Raw genomic sequence first — 17,557 nt, forward strand, 5'->3', positions numbered from 1 at the left:
TCGCCTTATTAAAGGAATAAGCTTGTGCCTGTTAAAGCCTCATATTTTTTAATGGTGGTGATTTGGTCAACAACACCACTGGGTATTGTTTGGAGTAGTGAAACGGTAGCACCAACCCTGGCTGTGTTTTTACGCATGCTGGTGGGGCTGGTGTTGGCTTCGTTTGTCGTTGCTGTTGCCAATATCCGAGTGCCCTGGCATCGCCGAGCTTTATTCCTTTATGGTTATTCAAGCATAGGTATTTTTGGCGGCATGTTATTAAGCTACATGGCCGCTAAAACAGTGCCTTCTGGGTTAATATCATTGATGTTTGGCCTTGCGCCAATTTTATCGGGCTTACTTGCGCAAAAGATCTTGAACGAACCTAAGTTTAGCGCCATTAAGCTTGGCGCACTTGGCTGTGCCTTAATTGGTTTATTTTTAGTAAGCCAACGCCATATTCAAGGGGAAGTAGAGCAGCTTAGTGGCCTGTTATATGTATTTATGGCAGTGTGCTTTTTTAGTTTGAGCGGTGTGATGATCAAACGGGTAAGAATAGCTATTCATCCAATGGCTACCACATTTGGCGCGTTGGTTTTTGTAACACCTCTGTTTTTTATTACTTGGTTGCTGGTAGATGGCCAACTTAATAGCCAGATGTGGAGTGCAAAATCACTGTACTCAATTGTTTACTTAGGCGTGTTTGGCTCACTAATTGGTGCGCTGGCGTATTTTCATGTATTGCAGAAGTTGAACGCAAGCACGGTCGCATTAACAACCTTGATCACACCAAGTTTTGCAATCGCGATTGGTGGTTTACTTAATAATGAGCCCATTGACCAAGCACTGATTGTTGGTGCGACCATCATTATGATTAGCCTCGCATTTTTTCAATTTGGCGATAAGTGGTTAAAGCGCTTTAAGCGCGTGAAGTCGGTAGAAATGAGTTAAAGCTAGTAGCCGCTTCAGCGGCTACATTTTTGCAATTTGAATGACTAAACGACGGTTTTTGTTTCTGTCTAAAATGTTGTCGTTGCTAGCAACATGGCGCTTTTCACCGTAACCATCGGTATCTACTTTGCTTTCATCGACCCCTAAGCTAACAATGTAATCCTTAATCGCTTTAGCGCGTTTTTTTGATAATTCGAGGTTGTTCCAGCGACCACCGTAGCTGTCGGTGTAAGAAGATATTGAAATAGATTCGATGTTGGTGTCGTACTTTAAGTATTCGCCAATTTTATCTAAGCGTTTTTGTGATGATTTAGTCAGCTTGCTGGTATTAGGCTCATAGTTCATCACTGTGAACGAAATATCTTCAAAGCTGTAAGGCAGCATTGCGTCTCGGCACTGTAAAAACGCCCAATAAGCTTGCTTAAAGTTGACACTCGATAAACCAACGGCAATTTTATCGGCACTGTTTTGCCAGTCTTGGTAATAAAATGTCGGTTGGTAACCTTTTTCAAGTTCGGTGAGCATTTCCCAAGCAGTTTTGTTGCCAAGCTCGCCGTCAAACTTACGTAATAGCTTCATATTTGCTAAGTCGCGAGCGGGCATACCAGCACGCCAACTAGGTGGTACGGCTTTTAGACCAGCAATACTGTAGTTGTCTGGGCGTACGACCATATCAAGGTTAAAGTTTACGTCTTTATTTTTACTGGCAGTGGTGCTGAAAATTGCTTCACCATAGTAAGGAACTTCATGATTTAATTGGCATTCTAAGCGAGATGTTTTAACCATTTGCCAGTTCGACATATCAGCATTAGCGGTATACTCACGCATGGCTGCATGCGCATTTATACTTGCAATTGAGGTTAATAGGCCTAGGCTTAAAGGAAGTAATGAAAGCTTCATCACGGTAATTCTCCAACAAATCATCAATGCCAAATAATTGGCAATTTTTGTGTTTAATTGCTTCAGCATACTAAACACAGGGCTAGCTGATTAATATAAAGCAAGTAATGTGCCTAAAAACTCAGTAAGAATCTGCGATTTCACACTATTTACTCTAGCAGAGTAGCCGTGGTTTTTGACATAATAGCCAGCTTACACTGGCAGACCAAGAAGACTATGGAAAATACTGAACAAACTCTTTTCGCAAAACGCTTTCGTGGCTTTTTTCCTGTTGTGATTGATGTTGAAACCGCAGGTTTTAATAAAGAAACCGATGCGTTATTAGAAATTGCTGCATCTGTACTGAAAATGGATGACGACGGCGTGTTAAGTATTGATCATACTGTGCATTTTCATGTTGAGCCATTTGAAGGCGCTAATATTGAACAAGCGGCCATTGAGTTTAATGGTATTGAGCCTTTTTCTGCGCTGCGTGGTGCAGTGCCTGAAGAAGAAGCGATTAAAGAAATCTGTAAAGTTGTACGCAAGGCACAAAAAGCAGCGGGTTGCCAGCGTTCAGTGGTTGTAGCACATAATGCAGCGTTTGATCACGGCTTTTTAAATGCCGCCATTGAGCGTTGTAAAATTAAGCGCACGCCATTTCATCCATTTGTTAGCTTTGATACCACATCACTGGCAGGCCTTGCACTAGGGCAAACAGTATTAGCTAAAGCGTGTAGGGCGGCAGGTATTGAGTTTGATAATAAGCAAGCTCACTCAGCATTATATGATACCGAGCGTACTGCAGAATTGTTCTGTTTAATCGTTAATCGCTGGCAACAACTCGGCGGTTGGCCATTGCCTGAAACTGAAGCAAGTGAAGAAGAGCAAGACTCAGCCGTTAAAACGACTGAGTGATCTTACCTTCAAAAAAACGCACCATGTTAGGAGGGTAAATACGTGAAAACTGTTTACTCTCTTGCGCTATCTTAAGCTCCACCCCTGGATGCATTAATTCATTCACTTTTAAGCGACTTGTTGCTAATAAGCGCGCAATCTTAATTTTCACTAAGTGTTTCTTTTTCTTTGTGTTGGCTGTTTTAATTTTAATCTGCTGCTCGCTGGCAGTGATCTTTTTAATATAATGCGCCCGTTGTGCTGGGTCGGATATTTTATTGGCCTTTTTGCGTGCTTGCTGTAAGGCAGCTGCTTTTGTCGCTAATAACTTTTCAAAGTCATTAATTTGCTGCTGCTTTTGGCGTAAATCATGCCAGTACTGAGCAATGAAAACCCGTGTTTTAGTGCCTGATGGCGCACCAAGCTCGCCGGTTTCAATTCGCATCGCATCTAAAATATTGCCACCAATAATTTTGCCTCGCGGGTTATTGGCTTTGCCGACTCGAATAAGGCGGCGAGCGCTTAAATCACAATGTAAAGCTTGGCGTTCAATGAATAAATCTTGCTCTGTTTTTATATGGCAGTACTGAGCATAACCCACTGAGATCGTGCGCGAAGCCGTGATGTTACAGGTAAAGTTTTCGACGTTTTCACGTTTTCTGCCAACAGCCCCAAGCATTACGGTGACTTCACTTTTACTTTCAATTGTGGCTGATTCAACAAAGCCTAATACAGTGATATCACCCGTGGCTTTGACGCGCATACCATCTTTTACATCACCACTAATAATAACACTGCCATCAAATTCGACATGGCCCGTACTCACATCTACATGATGAAAACACAATACGTCGTCAACGCGCATACCGCGGGGCAGGGCAACAGGCACCCCCTTCGCATCGGCAATCAACATATCGCTATTATTAGGGTCAATACGTGTTCCTTCGAATGGCTCAAGGGGTAAGTCTTTACCGGGCTTAGCTGGCATCACATCACCAAACACAGTAAAGCCATCTTCACCGGGTGTTGCAGGAACTCGTTGCATTAATGGTGTACCCGGCTTAACGGTAATAATGGCACCTAAATTACGCATGTCGACTTTACCACCAGAGGTCGCTTGCGGGCTAAGAACGCGGTCTTGTGCTGTAGAGCATAAGCGCACGAATTTAGCATCTGTGCCTTCTTTGGGCATTCTGCCATGGGCAACAATTGCGGTGTAATGGGCGCCGGGTGGTTGCTTAAATTGTTGGCCTAAAAAGGTATCAAGGGCACGTAAACTAATGCCTTTAATCACTCCCGCCTCTGCAAGCACCTCTTGCGCCATATCCATGCTGACAATTTTACCGCCACGGGCAGTTGTTAGGTTTGCTTCAACCACCATGTTTTTAGCGTCAACTTTAACTTCAAGGTGAGCATCAACCGCTTTAGCAACCACTAAAGATTGGTTTTGATATTGGTTGCTAGGAATAAACAACTTACCAATATTAGCGTCGATAAATTCGTAGCTGGCATAAGGAGACTGCTCAAGTAATTCAATTAATTGAGAGCTCGTAGTAGGAAAACCCGCATCTCGAGGATGCTCACACAAAGAGACATAGCCGCTTTGTTCATCGAATGAAAACATCGACATCTGAAAAGCCCTGTAAAAAACTGCCTGTTATTATAGTTATGTGTTGCTACAGGTTATTTTGAAGAAGGGTAACAACGTCTCCTATTTCAGCACAACTTTTGTACTATGTTAAGATAATGTATGCATTAAATGTAAAAATATGTATAAAAACCGACTTTTCCTGCCTGAAAATTCAGCATTCAAAGGCACTTAGCAAAAATTTCCCGATTAATGCCTTGAGTCTGAATAGGCCAGGTTGGCGAATTAATTTACTTAGATTGATCTTTTACGGGGCGTTGAAAATATAAGGGGCCATTCTGACCCCTTTATTTTGGTATGACTAGTTATGAAGGTTTCTAACTAATAACACATAGTTCTTTGTAGATGATCTGAAGTCTGATTTGATATCACCATCAGAGTTTATAGACAGAGACTTTATTGCCGTAGAGGTAAGATCAGGAGTCGAAGTCCAAAAACTTAAGTTATTGCTACTGTCATATGGAATAGCAGGGAATGCAGTTGTATTGACTGATGGTCTCGTTTTAGAGTGATCAAATATTGTTTTTAATTCATTTACATTCGGAAGTCGCCAATTACTATGGCCAGCATATGTGTAATCAACTCCAGAATTTAATGAATCATGCCAGTAAATAGCAGTCATCTCACCTTCACATGACAATGACTCCAAATCCCAATTTTGGCCAACGGCGCAACGAGTCCACATAAGGCCTGTATCTAAATCAGTAACACTTCCATCTTGGCTGATGATATACCTAGAATCCGTGTGTGTTGAACTAGTGTAAGAGTTTGTATTTACTTTTGAGCCTGAAACGAGTCTTACACGGCCTGAAGTCGTACGCACTAACTTAGCATCATTTGCTTTATATGAAGAACCAAAGTCAACTAACCATGCCTCAGTGCTGTCACTAGCAGATGGGGTAGCACTCCAATAATGCCAATTAACGGTATTAGGAAAGTATGTTGTATCGATATATGTATTGCTTTTACCTTTATGCACAAGTTGGTTTAGCTCTTCATTAGATGGTATGCTCCAATTTGTTTTTCCACATAAAGAATTGTTATTCGCGAAATCGACAAGCGCGTCCCAGTCTCCATAATATGTTCCTTCCTTGCTATCGTCGTTAAATCCTTTAGCTCCTTTACCGCCCCATCTATATGTATCCATATTATGCTGAGTGCCGCCATCTGTAGTTTTAACTTCCCACACTAGTCCTGTATGGTTATCTCTAACACAAGTCCAACTACTTTGATCCGCACTAAGCTCATTACCATCTGAGTCTAATTTGGTATAATCAAATCCAGCATCACCAGCCCCAATTTTTAATAACTCAGTATCGGCATCGCGGCCTTGTTCACAGTCATGTACTTTATTTTCTGTCACCACACACTCTGAATCATTAGCCGATTGCGTCGCGCTAACTTTTACACCTGTGTCATTTACGAAATGATTAATTTTAACAACATCAATATCAACTGAGTCCGAACTCGTAAGACCCATGTCATCAGTTACAGTTAGTTCAAATGTAATTTTTTCATCGTCATTAAAGCTAGCTGTAAAGGTTGGAGTCATATTACTGGTACTTGATAGCACAACAGTTGAACCTACGGTTTGCGTCCAATTGTATTCAACAATTTGTCCATCATCCATACTTGCTGTCGCATCGAGTGATACTTCGACTCCTGTTTCAACGATTTGATATTTAGCAGCAACAGCAATTGGGTGTTTATTAATATATACAATTACAGTATCAGAGTGAGATGCACCTTCGTCATCAGAAACAGTAAGCTCAAATTCAAGTGTTTCTCCTTCTAGTTCACTGCTTGGTGTAAAAGATAAGAGCTCTGAATTTGAATTCTCTAGAGTTAAATCAGATTCAGTTAAGAGATTCCAAGAGTAGCTTACTATACTTCCATCTTCGTCGAAGCTATCTGAACCAGATAGTGTTGTTTGAACATTGGGATTGACAGTGACGTCATCACCAGCAGCAGATGTTGGAGAAATATTAACTGGTAAAACATCTAAAGAGACGGTTTCTGTTGTTATTGCCCCTTCGTTGTCAGTTGCGCTGACTGCAAAGGTCAAGGTTTCTTTCTCTGTTACTGTTGGAGTGGTGATTGTTATTTCTGAAGCCGTATTGTCATCTATCTCTACATTCAAACCTGATAATTGCTCCCAAAACATTGAGGTAACTTCCCCATCAACATCATTGGCATTAGCTGACAATTTTACTTCTGTTTGCTCATTCACAGCTGCAATGGAATTAATTGAAATAGAAGGAGATTCGTTTACAGGTTCAATCGTTAAGGTTACAGATGATTTTGCAGTAGCCCCATCATTGTCTGTAACTGTCACTTCAAAACTCATAGTTGTGCTAGATGTGACGGTAGGTGCTGTGAATGTTAGGGTCTCACTATTTTTGCTACTAATAGCTAAATCATCTCCAGCAGTTTGTGACCAAGCATAGCTAGTAATCGAACCATCAGAGTCTGTAGCATCCGCTGTTATCGATACGATAGATTGTTCTAAGTAGCTTCCTTCACTTTGAAGTGTGACTGTCGGTGCTTTATTAACAATGGGGTTTTTATTTTCAGGCTCTGAGCTTCCCCCTCCGCCACATGCTGTTAATGTTGCAGACACAAAAGTTGCAATAGCTAGCTTTTTCATTGTTTAGGTATCTCCATTTTTATTTTTTAATTGTTTTTAAGTTCTTCCTTATTTGGAAATTGGATTATATACAAGTTGAATTTTAAATAAACTGTTGTATTTCAAATGGTTACAAGTTCTTTTGGGTACAGGTGCGTTATTTGTTTTTTTATGTGATGAAATTTCATAAGTAGACTAGCTCGTTTTTAGTGAAAACCTTCTAAACCCACTAAAGAAATTCGAATCAAAGATAAAAAGGTTGTCAAACCAATACAATACCGCTACAATCCGCAACATCACTAGCTTTGCTGGCGATAGAAAAGTATTCTAAGATTTATGTCTTATGACTAAATCGGGGCTGATTAGGATTCGACGGAATTCAAGACGCCCGAGGTGCATGTCGAGGTGCGGTTGGCCTCGTAAAAAAGCCGCAATTTAAAGTAATCGCAAACGACGATAACTACGCTCTAGCGGCATAATAGCCCGCTAGCACTTCTCCGGTGTATGTCTGTGGACCCGGTTCTGAAGTGTCACCCTACACGGACTCGCTACGGAAACCCTGGCCGGGGTTGAAGGGCTAAAACTAAGCGGCCTCGCCTTTGCAGATCGTGTTCGTCCGAGCTGTATAAGGTTAACTAAAAGACGATACTAAACATGTAGTACCAAAGGTCGAGGCTTTTCGGACGGGGGTTCAAATCCCCCCAGCTCCACCAAATATGAAAAAGGCTGCTCTCAGAGCGGCCTTTTTTATTGCCAAAACAAAATAGTCCATTTGTAATATTCTGATTTATAAAGATATTTTCTTCTCTGCAATTCTTAGCTCTTCTCTTGCATTATTATCAAATGGGTATACATTTGGGTATATTGTTTAATTATACATCAAAATCGTATACCCAAAATGCCTATTACAGCAACACCCTTAACTGATACTGAAATACGTACTGCTAAACCCAGAAATAAAGAATACAGTTTATTTGATGGTTTAGGTCTCTCATTGTTGGTAAAACCCAATGGCTCTAAATTGTGGCGCTATCGTTATAAGCACCCCAGCTTGAGTAAGCGCGTTCTTATGGGGTTAGGTCGTTATCCTGCAATGTCACTAGCGCAAGCAAGGAGAAAACGAGATGAGGGTAATTCACTTTTAAATACAGTGTCGGAAAACTCAGGGCTTGGTATAGATCCTCAGTCTTATTGGAAGCAGTTAAAAATTGACTCTGACAATGAACATAATAACAACTTTGAGCATGTTACGAGGTTATGGTTAGAGGTTAAGTCATCTAGAGTCAGTAAAGCACATGCAACTGACATCATTCGTTCTCTTGAAAATGATGTGTTTCCTACAATTGGTAAAGTTCCTGTTGCTAGCTTAACCGCAAAAATATTAATAGACACCCTTAAACCTGTCGAAAAGCGTGGTGCTCTTGAGACAGTTAAACGGCTATGTCAGCGGATTAATGAGGTACTTTCTTATGCTGCTAACACAGGGTTAATTTCCGTAAATCCCGCAACAGGGATAAAAGAGGCCTTCAAACAACCTACCAAAACCAATTTTCCTAGTATTGAACCGAGTGAACTTCCCGCATTTCTATTTCGTTTAGCACATACAAATACTTCATCGATAACTAGAGCGCTCATTGAATGGCAACTGCACACCATGGCTAGGCCTAGTGAGGCTGCTGGCGCAAGATGGGATGAAATAGATTTAGAAAATGCGCTATGGGTAATTCCGGCTCACAGGATGAAAAAACAGAAAGAGCATATTGTTCCGCTTAGTAAGCAGGTGTTAGCTATTCTCGCTTTTCTTGAAACTAGTACTGGGCATAGAGAGCATTTGTTCCCAGGTCTTAGAAACCCTCGTCAGCCAGTGCATGCGCAGACAGCTAATGCAGCTATTAAGCGCATGGGTTATCACGGTTCAATGGTCGCACATAGTATGCGGTCCGTTGCTAGTACAGTCCTTAATGAGCATAATTTTCAACCAGATGTGATAGAGGCCGCTTTAGCGCATTTAGATAATAACGAAGTACGAAGAGCTTACAACCGCGCACAATATCTAACTCAAAGAAGGGAGATGATGCAGTGGTGGAGCGATTTTATAGATCAATCAAAGCTCAACTATAACAATAATTTATCAAACAAATAGGTATAAAACATTGAGTTCTAATAAAAAGAAAGACAACTTTGATTACTTTAATCTGTTATGTGAAGCAGATGAAGCAGAGCAAAAATATGAGCAACTAATCAAAAATGGCAATCATGCGCCAGCAAAAATAAAGGCTGCTTATTCAGATGTTGAAAAGTTGAACCGCCAAATTAAACGTGAAGGTAAAAAAGTTGATGGCATACCTGAAAGGAGGCAAAGGGCTAGATCAGGTGTATCAATTTTAATTTTATATTACTTAAGTATATATCCGAATGGCAGGGCTCAAGAAAGTAGCCCAGAAGCGCCAAGCCTTATTTCATGGCTTGGGACATTCATTGCAAATCAAGACTCAATTGAAGGCATTGATGAGGTGGTGTGGAACGATGATGGTGGTATTACTGTGTTCTCACCTAACAAACCAAACGGTAACAGTATCAAGATTCAATCAATATCTACGTCATTGACTCGCTTAAAAAAACAGCTTCAACAAAAAAATTTAAATTAATTTTAAACAGATCTTAAACACTTATGCTTATGCGTTAAAACCACATCTTATCTTGAGTACCACTGAAACTAACAGAGGACTCAAGATATGAGCCAAAGCAAATTAATAAATATCGCTCAAGTACGCCAATTGACGGGCATTTCTACAGCATCCATTTACCGTTTAATGGCATCAGGCATGTTCCCGAACCAAGTAAGGCTCTTTGGTCGCAAAGTTATGTGGCTAGAGGAAGAGGTTAACGATTGGATCGAAGACCGTATTATTGAAGCTAAACGCGGGGGTAATTAAATGAGTGATTATATTGATTACTTACAAACCTTTGGGCCCTCGCTTATACGTAATGGCTACGATATTTACCCTTGTAAGCGAGCTAATAAAGGTATCTTTGAAAGTGGCTGGCAAGATAACCCTCTATCAATGGAGCAACTCCTAGAAAGAGTTAATAGTGGAGAGGGTGACAGCGGTATATCTATTTTGACCAAGAACACTCCAGCTGTAGACATCGATGTTTATGATCAGGTTATTTGTGCCCGCATGGTGAATTGGCTTATTTGCAACATAGTCTTAAAGCAAAATAAAAAAAATGAGCTAATTCGCGTGGGCCAACAACCTAAAGCACTAATGCTGTTTAAAGCGGATATTCCATTTAAAAAAATGAAGTCAACGCGCTTTATTGACAACTTTGGTAAATGCCACGCTTTAGAGATATTGGGTGAAGGACAGCAGTTTGTTGCTTTTAACCTACACCAAGTCACTAAAAAAGACTATGAATGGGTTACTCACTGCTCCCCAGATAATACACATATTAACGATTTACCCACTTTAACTTACCAAGATGCTCAAGCAATTATTTGTGAGTTTGAAAGACTGGCGATAGAAGCAGGCTGGGAGCCAGATGATGGTTCAAACGCAACAAGCTATGAAAGCCAAGATGACGAATGTTTTAGGCAGGCTGATTTTATCCATGTGAACCAACAGCTCAATACTGATGATAAATCAGAGTATCAGCGCATAGAAAAATCAGTAACCGGAGCAATTGATTATTTGATAGACGATAAAAAAGTGTTTGATGATCGGGAGCTCTGGATAAAGCTAACGCATGCTCTAGCAACAGCTAAAGGCACTCAGTTTGAAGAACTTTTTGAGCATCAGTTTAGGAAAATTACAACAGACCTAGATAAGGATGGTCACAGGTGGGAAAGTTGCTCACCAAATAACACCACATGGGCTGTCATTCTATCTATTGCTAAACAAAAGGGCTGGTCGCTTGAACACAAGCCTCAACAAAAATTAGATGAGCATTTTTTTAGGTCAGTTGGAAACCTCATCGTCACGAGTAATGACTGGCTCATAAGGTCATTTGTTGAAAAAGATGCTTTTACTCTTGTTTTTGGTCCCTCAGGCTCAAAAAAATCATTTTGTGTTATTGATTGGGCTCTTTGTATTGCTACCGGAGTGGACTGGAACGGATACCAAGTAAAACAAGGCCCTGTGTTCTATATATCAGGTGAGGGTAGCAGGGGGTTCGCTAAGCGCACCACTGCTTGGTCAATGGTAAAAGGCGTAGACATTAACAATGCACCGCTTTACTTAAGTCAGCATGCTGTCACTTTGATGGATGAAAAGAACGCTAATGCGGTATTAGAAAAAATCGAAGAAGTTTTAAACAGCTCAGCAACAATCCCTCAAATGATAGTGATAGATACACTCCATAACTGTTATGCAGGTAACGAGAACGATGCTAGTGATATGGGTGATTTCTTGAGGTGCTTGAACGTTCTAAAAATTAAGTATCAATGCTCAATAGTCATAGTGCACCACACTGGAAAAGTAAGTAACGGTGAAGCACGCGGCAGCAGTTCATTAAAAGCAGCCGTAGATGCTGAATACTTGATTGAGAGTAGCGACGATAACGTGTTTCTCACAAATACAAAAATGAAAGATGCTGAAATTCAACCAACACATTACTTTGAAGCTGAAGAAGTTCTTTTAGCTAATAGCTATGGTGAGTCATTGATTGATGACTTTGGCAAACCTTTTACGAGCCTCGTTCTTAAGCAAGTTAGGTCAGAGCAAATAAAGCGCTTACCTACAGGCAAAAACCAAAAAGCGATTTATAAGCAGCTTAAAGAAATTAAATCCAACAGCTTTGATTTCATCGATACGGATTATTTAAAACAAGCATGCTGCCTTGATAAAAAGCTAATGACTAAAAAGGCATTTGACTCATCTTTAGAGAGCATGATTGCTAACCACTACATTAAGCAATCAGAGCTTGGTGAATTATCAATTTAACCCTTACTTTGTCCGATTATTTCCCCAACTTAAGGTTGGGGAAATAATCGGACTTACGACAACGGTGAGTCATGTGCTTTTTAAGACAAAATGGACAAAAAAGGACAAAAAATGGCTCATTTATTTTAACGGTACACAGCATGATAATCATTAAGAGGTATTGTTTATGAGAATGATTGCTAGTGAATATTTTAGGTGAAATATAATGAATAATAAGAAATTTAAACAAGTATCAAAACAAAACGCCGCAGCAGTAAAGTTCTTAACAGAAAACCTGAGTGCACCAAATGGTGCAAGTGATCAAGTATATGATCTCATTGATACGTTGGGTAATGCGGTTGACCAATATCCAGAGTGGCACCCGATCCTTGTAAACCCAAACGACTGCTCAGCTGGTTATGCGTCTGTATTAAGTCAAATTGATGCATATGAGGGTATTGATCATACTGTATGTTTTGTTCGGGGTTTTATAACTTGCCCTTACAGTAAAAATGCGGCTTACAGCTTAATTGATCGTGTCAACTTAGTTAAAGGATTGAAGGCATATAGGTTAGAGCAATCTCTTTATAGCGATAATGCTTATCCCGTTGTTGTAGAAGCGACAGAGGTAAAGTTAGATGCTGATGGGACTATCCTGACGCGCGATGCTTTAGTTTGGTGTATGCAACAAGCTTTAGAAGAAGTGAAGGGTGCTGAACGCGGTGAAACATGGTGGAACCTAAAAACTAGCTTGTTAGGCAGCCCCAGTTCGTCTTGTTCATCATCATTTATCAGTGAATATACTGGTATCCGCATGAAGAATATAATTGAAGCGATGAACTATAGTGGTATGTATGGGCCAATCAAAGAAGAGTCATTGGAAATGTTCTCCGCTGATGAAAGAAAAAGTATAAGTGAAACGTTAGTAATCGCAGCTTATAACGCTTGGTCTGGGTTAGAGGGTCACTTTAATTTTATGTTTAGAGGTGAGTACTGTCATGCAGAAATTCGTGAACTTGATGAATCGATAGATGACTTTTCCATCACTGTTAGAATCGCTAACTCAGCTCTTAAAGCAGCTGGGTGCTATTACCAAGATACTGAGACTTGGGTTGTAGGTGAACCTACAGGGCAGCAAAAGCTGGCTGAGAAGTTTATTTAGAAGGCTCTAAATTTAATAGCACGGTCAGGTTTTTACAAATCTCCTAAGCCTGACTGTTACTAATGAATAGTATGTTTCAAGCATAAAGTAATTCTCATTTTCGTTTATACATATAGCTTATTTTCTGTAATGGAAGAGCGTTAAATTTGTGAACCGGCCAATAAAGCTTAACCGCTTTTATTTAATGTTACACAGTGTATTTAAATGGCAATGTAATTGAATTAGGGGTACTAATTATTCTAAATCAAATAAAATTTATTTTTATCGACAGTTAGAATTGATTTCTTGCAGGACCATCAAAGTAGTCTTATCTTTCCTTTTTGTTAGACGGTGAGGGTCAATACCAATTCTTAATATGTAGCAATCGGTTAATAATTTTGTTACTAATAAATTATACGAGAATGTTAGCTATGTTGTATTCTATAAATGACCGTTTTTCCTATTTAAAAATTTTAGTTTCTACGAAAGGAGTCAGTTCTTGATTAAGATTGGAGATCTTATTTACTTACAATCTCACGCATTGTTGGTACCTAAATCTGAAAAAGCAAGTATTACTTTGGATATTGAAGATTCAGAAAAACCATTGAACATAATTATTTGTTTTGAAGAAACAAAATCGGCAGAAGAAGAAAAGCCTAAAACAGGGTTAAGCATTGAGGGTGATCAAGATCACGCATATGTTACTTTTCACAATTGGAATAAGCCATTTGGCTCATCTCTACAAAAGCCAATTGCATTTGCTAGTTCTGAGGATGGGGATGAAATTTTACTATTAGCTTCAGCAAAGGAGTCTGGTGATGTTTATGAACTAACCATTCAATTCCTAAAAAAGGAGGCTTCTAATGAACTCGCCAGCGAATAAGGGGAGAGCAAGAGTAAATAGAGTCGAAGTGCATGAAGTTCATAGCAATTTAACAGCTGAAGTAATTGAGATAACTTCTGAAAAATTAGAACTTATTCTCAGGGAACATGTTTCTTGTTTAGCAAAAGAAAATGCTTGGCATGCTCCTCTAGGCATCCTCATTACAATAGTTTTGGTACTTTTAACTACTGACTTTAAAGCTACCTTTGGTCTGACAGCTGACACATGGAATGCAATTTTTGTTATTGCAACAGGGTTAAGCATTTTTTGGTTGTTAAGTTCACTTATTAAAATGAGTAAAAGCTTATCGGTTGAACAGTTGCTCGATAAAGTAAAAAACAAAAATTCATAATGAACTAAAGCAAGGGGTTGAAAGGATTATATTCATTCTTTCCTTTAGATAAAGTTTAATCCCCGCTTAACTTAGCGTTATAAAGTAGCACATTCCATTTGAAGGAAGTTGAATGAGAATTAGGATCAGAAAGAGTCACAAATCTATACCCACTGACATTGAATTTGAGTTACCACAATTTACAGTTCTAACTGGTGAAAATGGTAGTGGTAAAACTCATTTATTTGAAGCAATTAGTGACAATCAAAACGGACATGTAACATTAGAGGGCAATGAACTAAAGTCGATTAGCTATATACCATTTGGTGGTCTTAATCCCCAAGTAGGTCAGCAGTGTGACCCGACTCAAATTTCAAAACGTGTGAAACAAGTCTGGCAAGATTTATTACAGGCTAAGCAGAGAGTGCGTCGAGTGGGAGAATATATAGGGCCTTCTGAAAGAGATCCCATACTTCCGCATATAGGAAACACACAGTTTAGACAAGCGATTCTCAATATTTCAAATCAACTAAGTATACCTCCATCTAAGTTAACTGAAGATATGGTCTCTGATCATATTAACATGATGGGGCTGTCGGGAAACAGTCTTTTTAATAGTCAATTTGCGCTTATTTTTAAAACATATCATATACGCTACTTAGATAATAAGTTGAATAAGGTTTATGAAAATGAAGAGATACCCGGTGCAAGTCCTTATTTGGATAGTAAAGAGTTTATTGAAAAATATGGAGAAGCACCATGGGATTTTGTGAATGGAATTTTAGCTAGACTTTCATTGCCTTACACTGTTAACAACCCTATGAAGTCAAAGAGAGATTCTACATTTGTCTTTATGCTGATCCACAATCACACAGGTATTGAAATAGGCACAAATGATTTATCAACAGGTGAAAAGACACTGATGTCACTGGCTTTAGCTATTTATAACTCTATTGGTACCGGTGATCGTGCGGATTTTTTAATTCTAGATGAGCCAGATGCTCCTCTTCACCCATCAATGTCGAAGTTAATGCTTGAGATTATTGAAGAGGAAATTGTTCATAAACATGGGATCCCAGTACTAATATCTACACATTCCTCTACAACAATTGCATGTACTCCCGCGAGTGCGCTTTATAAAATTACTGCCACAGAGAAGGTACCAACTCAATGTGATTTTCATGATTCAATGAAAATATTGACTTATGGCATTCCAAATTTAAGAGTGTCGACGGAACATCGGCGTCAGGTATTTGTAGAGCATACATATGATGTCGAATATTACGAATTATTCTTTGATATTATTTCTCGAAAGATAAGGTTTGAAACTATCCCCCAGTTTTTGCCTCCACACACTCATAATGGCTCCAACTGCGATGCGGTTCTAGAAATTACTCGAAAACTACGTGATATGGGAAATTCACAGGTTTACGGACTTATTGATTGGGACTTAAAAAATGAGCCAGAGGAACAAGTCGTAATACTTGGTCTTGGTCGAAGGTATGCCATTGAGAACTACATTTTTGAGCCGCATTTTTTAGGCTTATATCTTATTCATAAAAAATTTGCATCCCCAGAAGAGCTTGGCTTAGAAGGGTGTAACTCATACCTCGAAGTAATAAGTCTAATATCGAATAATCGAAATGCTATTCAATCAGTAGTAGATTCAGTTCAAGAAAAACTGTTCAAAGGTGAAGAAACAGCAAGCTTTATCGAAAGTGTTCTTATTGATGAATCAAGAATCGAAATAGATCAAAGGATATCATTGATGAAGGGGCACGAACTTGAAGATTTAGCTAGAGAGGTATGGCCACAATTAAATAGTGTCAGGAGTAACAATGGTGGTGATAGCGCTCTAAAAAAGGATATAATCGGTACGGTAATAAATGATTTTCCGGGGCTTGTGTCTTCAGATGTAGCCGATACATTTCGAGAGTTAGTATAGAGCAATTAAAAGAAAAATATGAAATTCAGGTATAATGCTCAGCAAAATTGCAATAATGCGAGTAAACTTGGCATTCATGTGGCAAACATTCCAGCTTTATGTTTTGTACATAACTAATATTAAAGTATTCCAGCTATGACATTATTAATTTTTACATTTTCTTCTTTTTTAATTTGTGGACTGTTGGGCTACTTTAAAAATTGGAGAATATGGAACTGGATTGATATCATTTATTATCCACTAGGTGCAATTGGCATTACCCTTATTTTTTTTCAAAGTGAATCTGAACGATATAAGATAAATTTAATAGAGTTAGAGTTATTAGCTAAAAATGAGCTTGCTGTAATAGAGAAAGAAAAGCCTAATTTTGAAAGTTATCACAATGAAGATTCATTAATTGCTCAATTTGGAAAGCATTTGGAAATAGTCTCTGGGTTTGCTTCTGCTTGTGGAGGGTATAATTTAGATAGCAAATGTCCAATGTCGGTTAAGCTAGCCAGTATAACAAAAAAATACGAACCCCTATTTTATAATGGGAACGGTGTCGATCTAGCCCACTCGATCTGTTCTAAATCACCGGATTTAATAGACGAAATAGTCGAATCGAATATTCTATCAAGCACTCTTAATCGAACTCTGCCTGAATACTATGCATTAGGTTTAAAAAAAGACTATCATCAGTTCGGCTTTGAGGCGGTTAATGAGTTATTAATGGAATTTGAATCTTTTTCAAAGCGTGAATTTAATGATGTTGTTATAAATTCACGCTATTTCGATGAAAACTCAATAAAACGATTAACCAGAGACTTTGACGATGGATTGTATTTTTCTAAAAGTATTCTCAGGTCAATAAGTATTTGCTTTAGGACTCCTAAATCTATTAGAAATGGCCAATATAGTCGTTGGATAAAGAAGGTTGAAAATAAAAAAACAAAACTAGACGGTCTTCATCAAGAAATTACTGCACCTAGAGATAATGTAACAAATGAACCAATAGATATTTTCAGTTTCTTTTATTGGCCATACATCATTATAGCAGCCTTATCATTGAAGTTTGGTAAAGCAGTTAATGGTATTAGGCCCAAATAGAAAACAAGCTCATAAAACTGTGTGAAAAAGCATGTTTTTTACAGATGCACAAATAACTCCAAGCGTTTAATTGTTTCACTATGAGGCTTTAAGCTGTAACGAGCGAATACACTTTTACCCAAAATATATTTATTGGATTGACTATAGCTCGCTCATAGTACTCTAAACCAATTTTTCATAATATGTTTGAAGTTCATGCTTACTAAATTACCGCATATATAATTAAATAAAGAGTGTTTGTATTAGACACACATGTTGATTAAGGT

14 protein-coding genes and 1 other RNA gene are annotated in these 17,557 nt (G+C 38.8%); 12 read left to right on the plus strand and 3 right to left on the minus strand.

The features are described from left to right. The first annotated feature begins 24 nt into the window (after positions 1–24). Positions 25–930 carry a DMT family transporter gene (locus NFU46_RS14380; protein WP_251602693.1) on the plus strand — a complete coding sequence of 302 codons (906 nt, stop codon included), beginning with the start codon at positions 25–27 and terminating at the stop codon, positions 928–930. 21 nt (positions 931–951) lie between these two features. Here the strand turns inward: NFU46_RS14380 and NFU46_RS14385 are convergent, their stop codons facing one another. Next, positions 952–1,830 carry an OmpA family protein gene (locus tag NFU46_RS14385; protein WP_251602730.1) on the minus strand — a complete coding sequence of 293 codons (879 nt, stop codon included), beginning with the start codon at positions 1,828–1,830 and terminating at the stop codon, positions 952–954. Positions 1,831–2,046: 216 nt separating this feature from the next. Between NFU46_RS14385 and rnt the strand changes: the two genes are divergently transcribed. Next, entirely contained in the window at positions 2,047–2,727 is a 681-nt protein-coding gene (rnt, locus tag NFU46_RS14390; RefSeq protein ID WP_251602695.1) for a ribonuclease T, read from the plus strand. Here rnt and NFU46_RS14395 read toward each other — a convergent pair. Next, positions 2,711–4,336, minus strand: coding sequence for a DUF342 domain-containing protein (locus NFU46_RS14395; RefSeq protein ID WP_251602697.1), 1,626 nt, complete (start codon positions 4,334–4,336; stop codon positions 2,711–2,713). The genes rnt and NFU46_RS14395 overlap by 17 nt on opposite strands. Positions 4,337–4,655: 319 nt before the next feature. Then, complete coding sequence (locus tag NFU46_RS14400; protein WP_251602699.1) at positions 4,656–7,001, minus strand: DUF1566 domain-containing protein; 2,346 nt, start codon at positions 6,999–7,001, stop codon at positions 4,656–4,658. A 333-nt stretch (positions 7,002–7,334) separates the two neighbouring features. Between NFU46_RS14400 and ssrA the strand changes: the two genes are divergently transcribed. From ssrA to NFU46_RS14450, 10 genes are all read left to right on the plus strand, one after another. Next, positions 7,335–7,693, plus strand: a transfer-messenger RNA (tmRNA) gene (ssrA, locus tag NFU46_RS14405). Positions 7,694–7,878: 185 nt separating this feature from the next. Then, positions 7,879–9,123: an integrase domain-containing protein gene (locus tag NFU46_RS14410; RefSeq protein WP_251602701.1), complete on the plus strand. Its 1,245-nt coding sequence runs from the start codon at positions 7,879–7,881 to the stop codon at positions 9,121–9,123. Between the two features lie 10 nt (positions 9,124–9,133). After that, entirely contained in the window at positions 9,134–9,628 is a 495-nt protein-coding gene (locus tag NFU46_RS14415) for a hypothetical protein (RefSeq protein WP_251602703.1), read from the plus strand. 87 nt (positions 9,629–9,715) lie between these two features. Beyond that, positions 9,716–9,916, plus strand: a complete 201-nt coding sequence (locus NFU46_RS14420) for an AlpA family transcriptional regulator (RefSeq protein WP_251602705.1) — start codon at positions 9,716–9,718, stop codon at positions 9,914–9,916. After that, the gene (locus tag NFU46_RS14425) at positions 9,917–11,923 is read left to right on the plus strand and encodes an AAA family ATPase (protein WP_251602707.1); all 2,007 of its coding nucleotides are present in this window, start codon (positions 9,917–9,919) and stop codon (positions 11,921–11,923) included. It begins immediately after the preceding gene. 205 nt (positions 11,924–12,128) lie between these two features. Further along, positions 12,129–13,064 carry a hypothetical protein gene (locus tag NFU46_RS14430; RefSeq protein ID WP_251602709.1) on the plus strand — a complete coding sequence of 312 codons (936 nt, stop codon included), beginning with the start codon at positions 12,129–12,131 and terminating at the stop codon, positions 13,062–13,064. Between the two features lie 478 nt (positions 13,065–13,542). Beyond that, positions 13,543–13,926 (plus strand): DUF6864 domain-containing function, encoded by a 384-nt coding sequence (locus NFU46_RS14435; protein WP_251602711.1) that lies wholly within the window; start codon positions 13,543–13,545, stop codon positions 13,924–13,926. Further along, positions 13,907–14,278: a hypothetical protein gene (locus NFU46_RS14440; RefSeq protein ID WP_251602713.1), complete on the plus strand. Its 372-nt coding sequence runs from the start codon at positions 13,907–13,909 to the stop codon at positions 14,276–14,278. Before NFU46_RS14435 ends, NFU46_RS14440 begins: the two co-directional genes overlap by 20 nt. A 112-nt stretch (positions 14,279–14,390) precedes the next feature. Further along, positions 14,391–16,202, plus strand: a complete 1,812-nt coding sequence (locus NFU46_RS14445; protein WP_251602715.1) for an AAA family ATPase — start codon at positions 14,391–14,393, stop codon at positions 16,200–16,202. Positions 16,203–16,337: 135 nt separating this feature from the next. Next, positions 16,338–17,291, plus strand: a complete 954-nt coding sequence (locus tag NFU46_RS14450) for a hypothetical protein (protein WP_251602717.1) — start codon at positions 16,338–16,340, stop codon at positions 17,289–17,291. Positions 17,292–17,557: the final 266 nt, after the last annotated feature.

It is taken from the genome of Pseudoalteromonas sp. NCCP-2140 (assembly GCF_023708065.1).
In the GTDB taxonomy this organism is placed as follows: domain Bacteria; phylum Pseudomonadota; class Gammaproteobacteria; order Enterobacterales; family Alteromonadaceae; genus Pseudoalteromonas.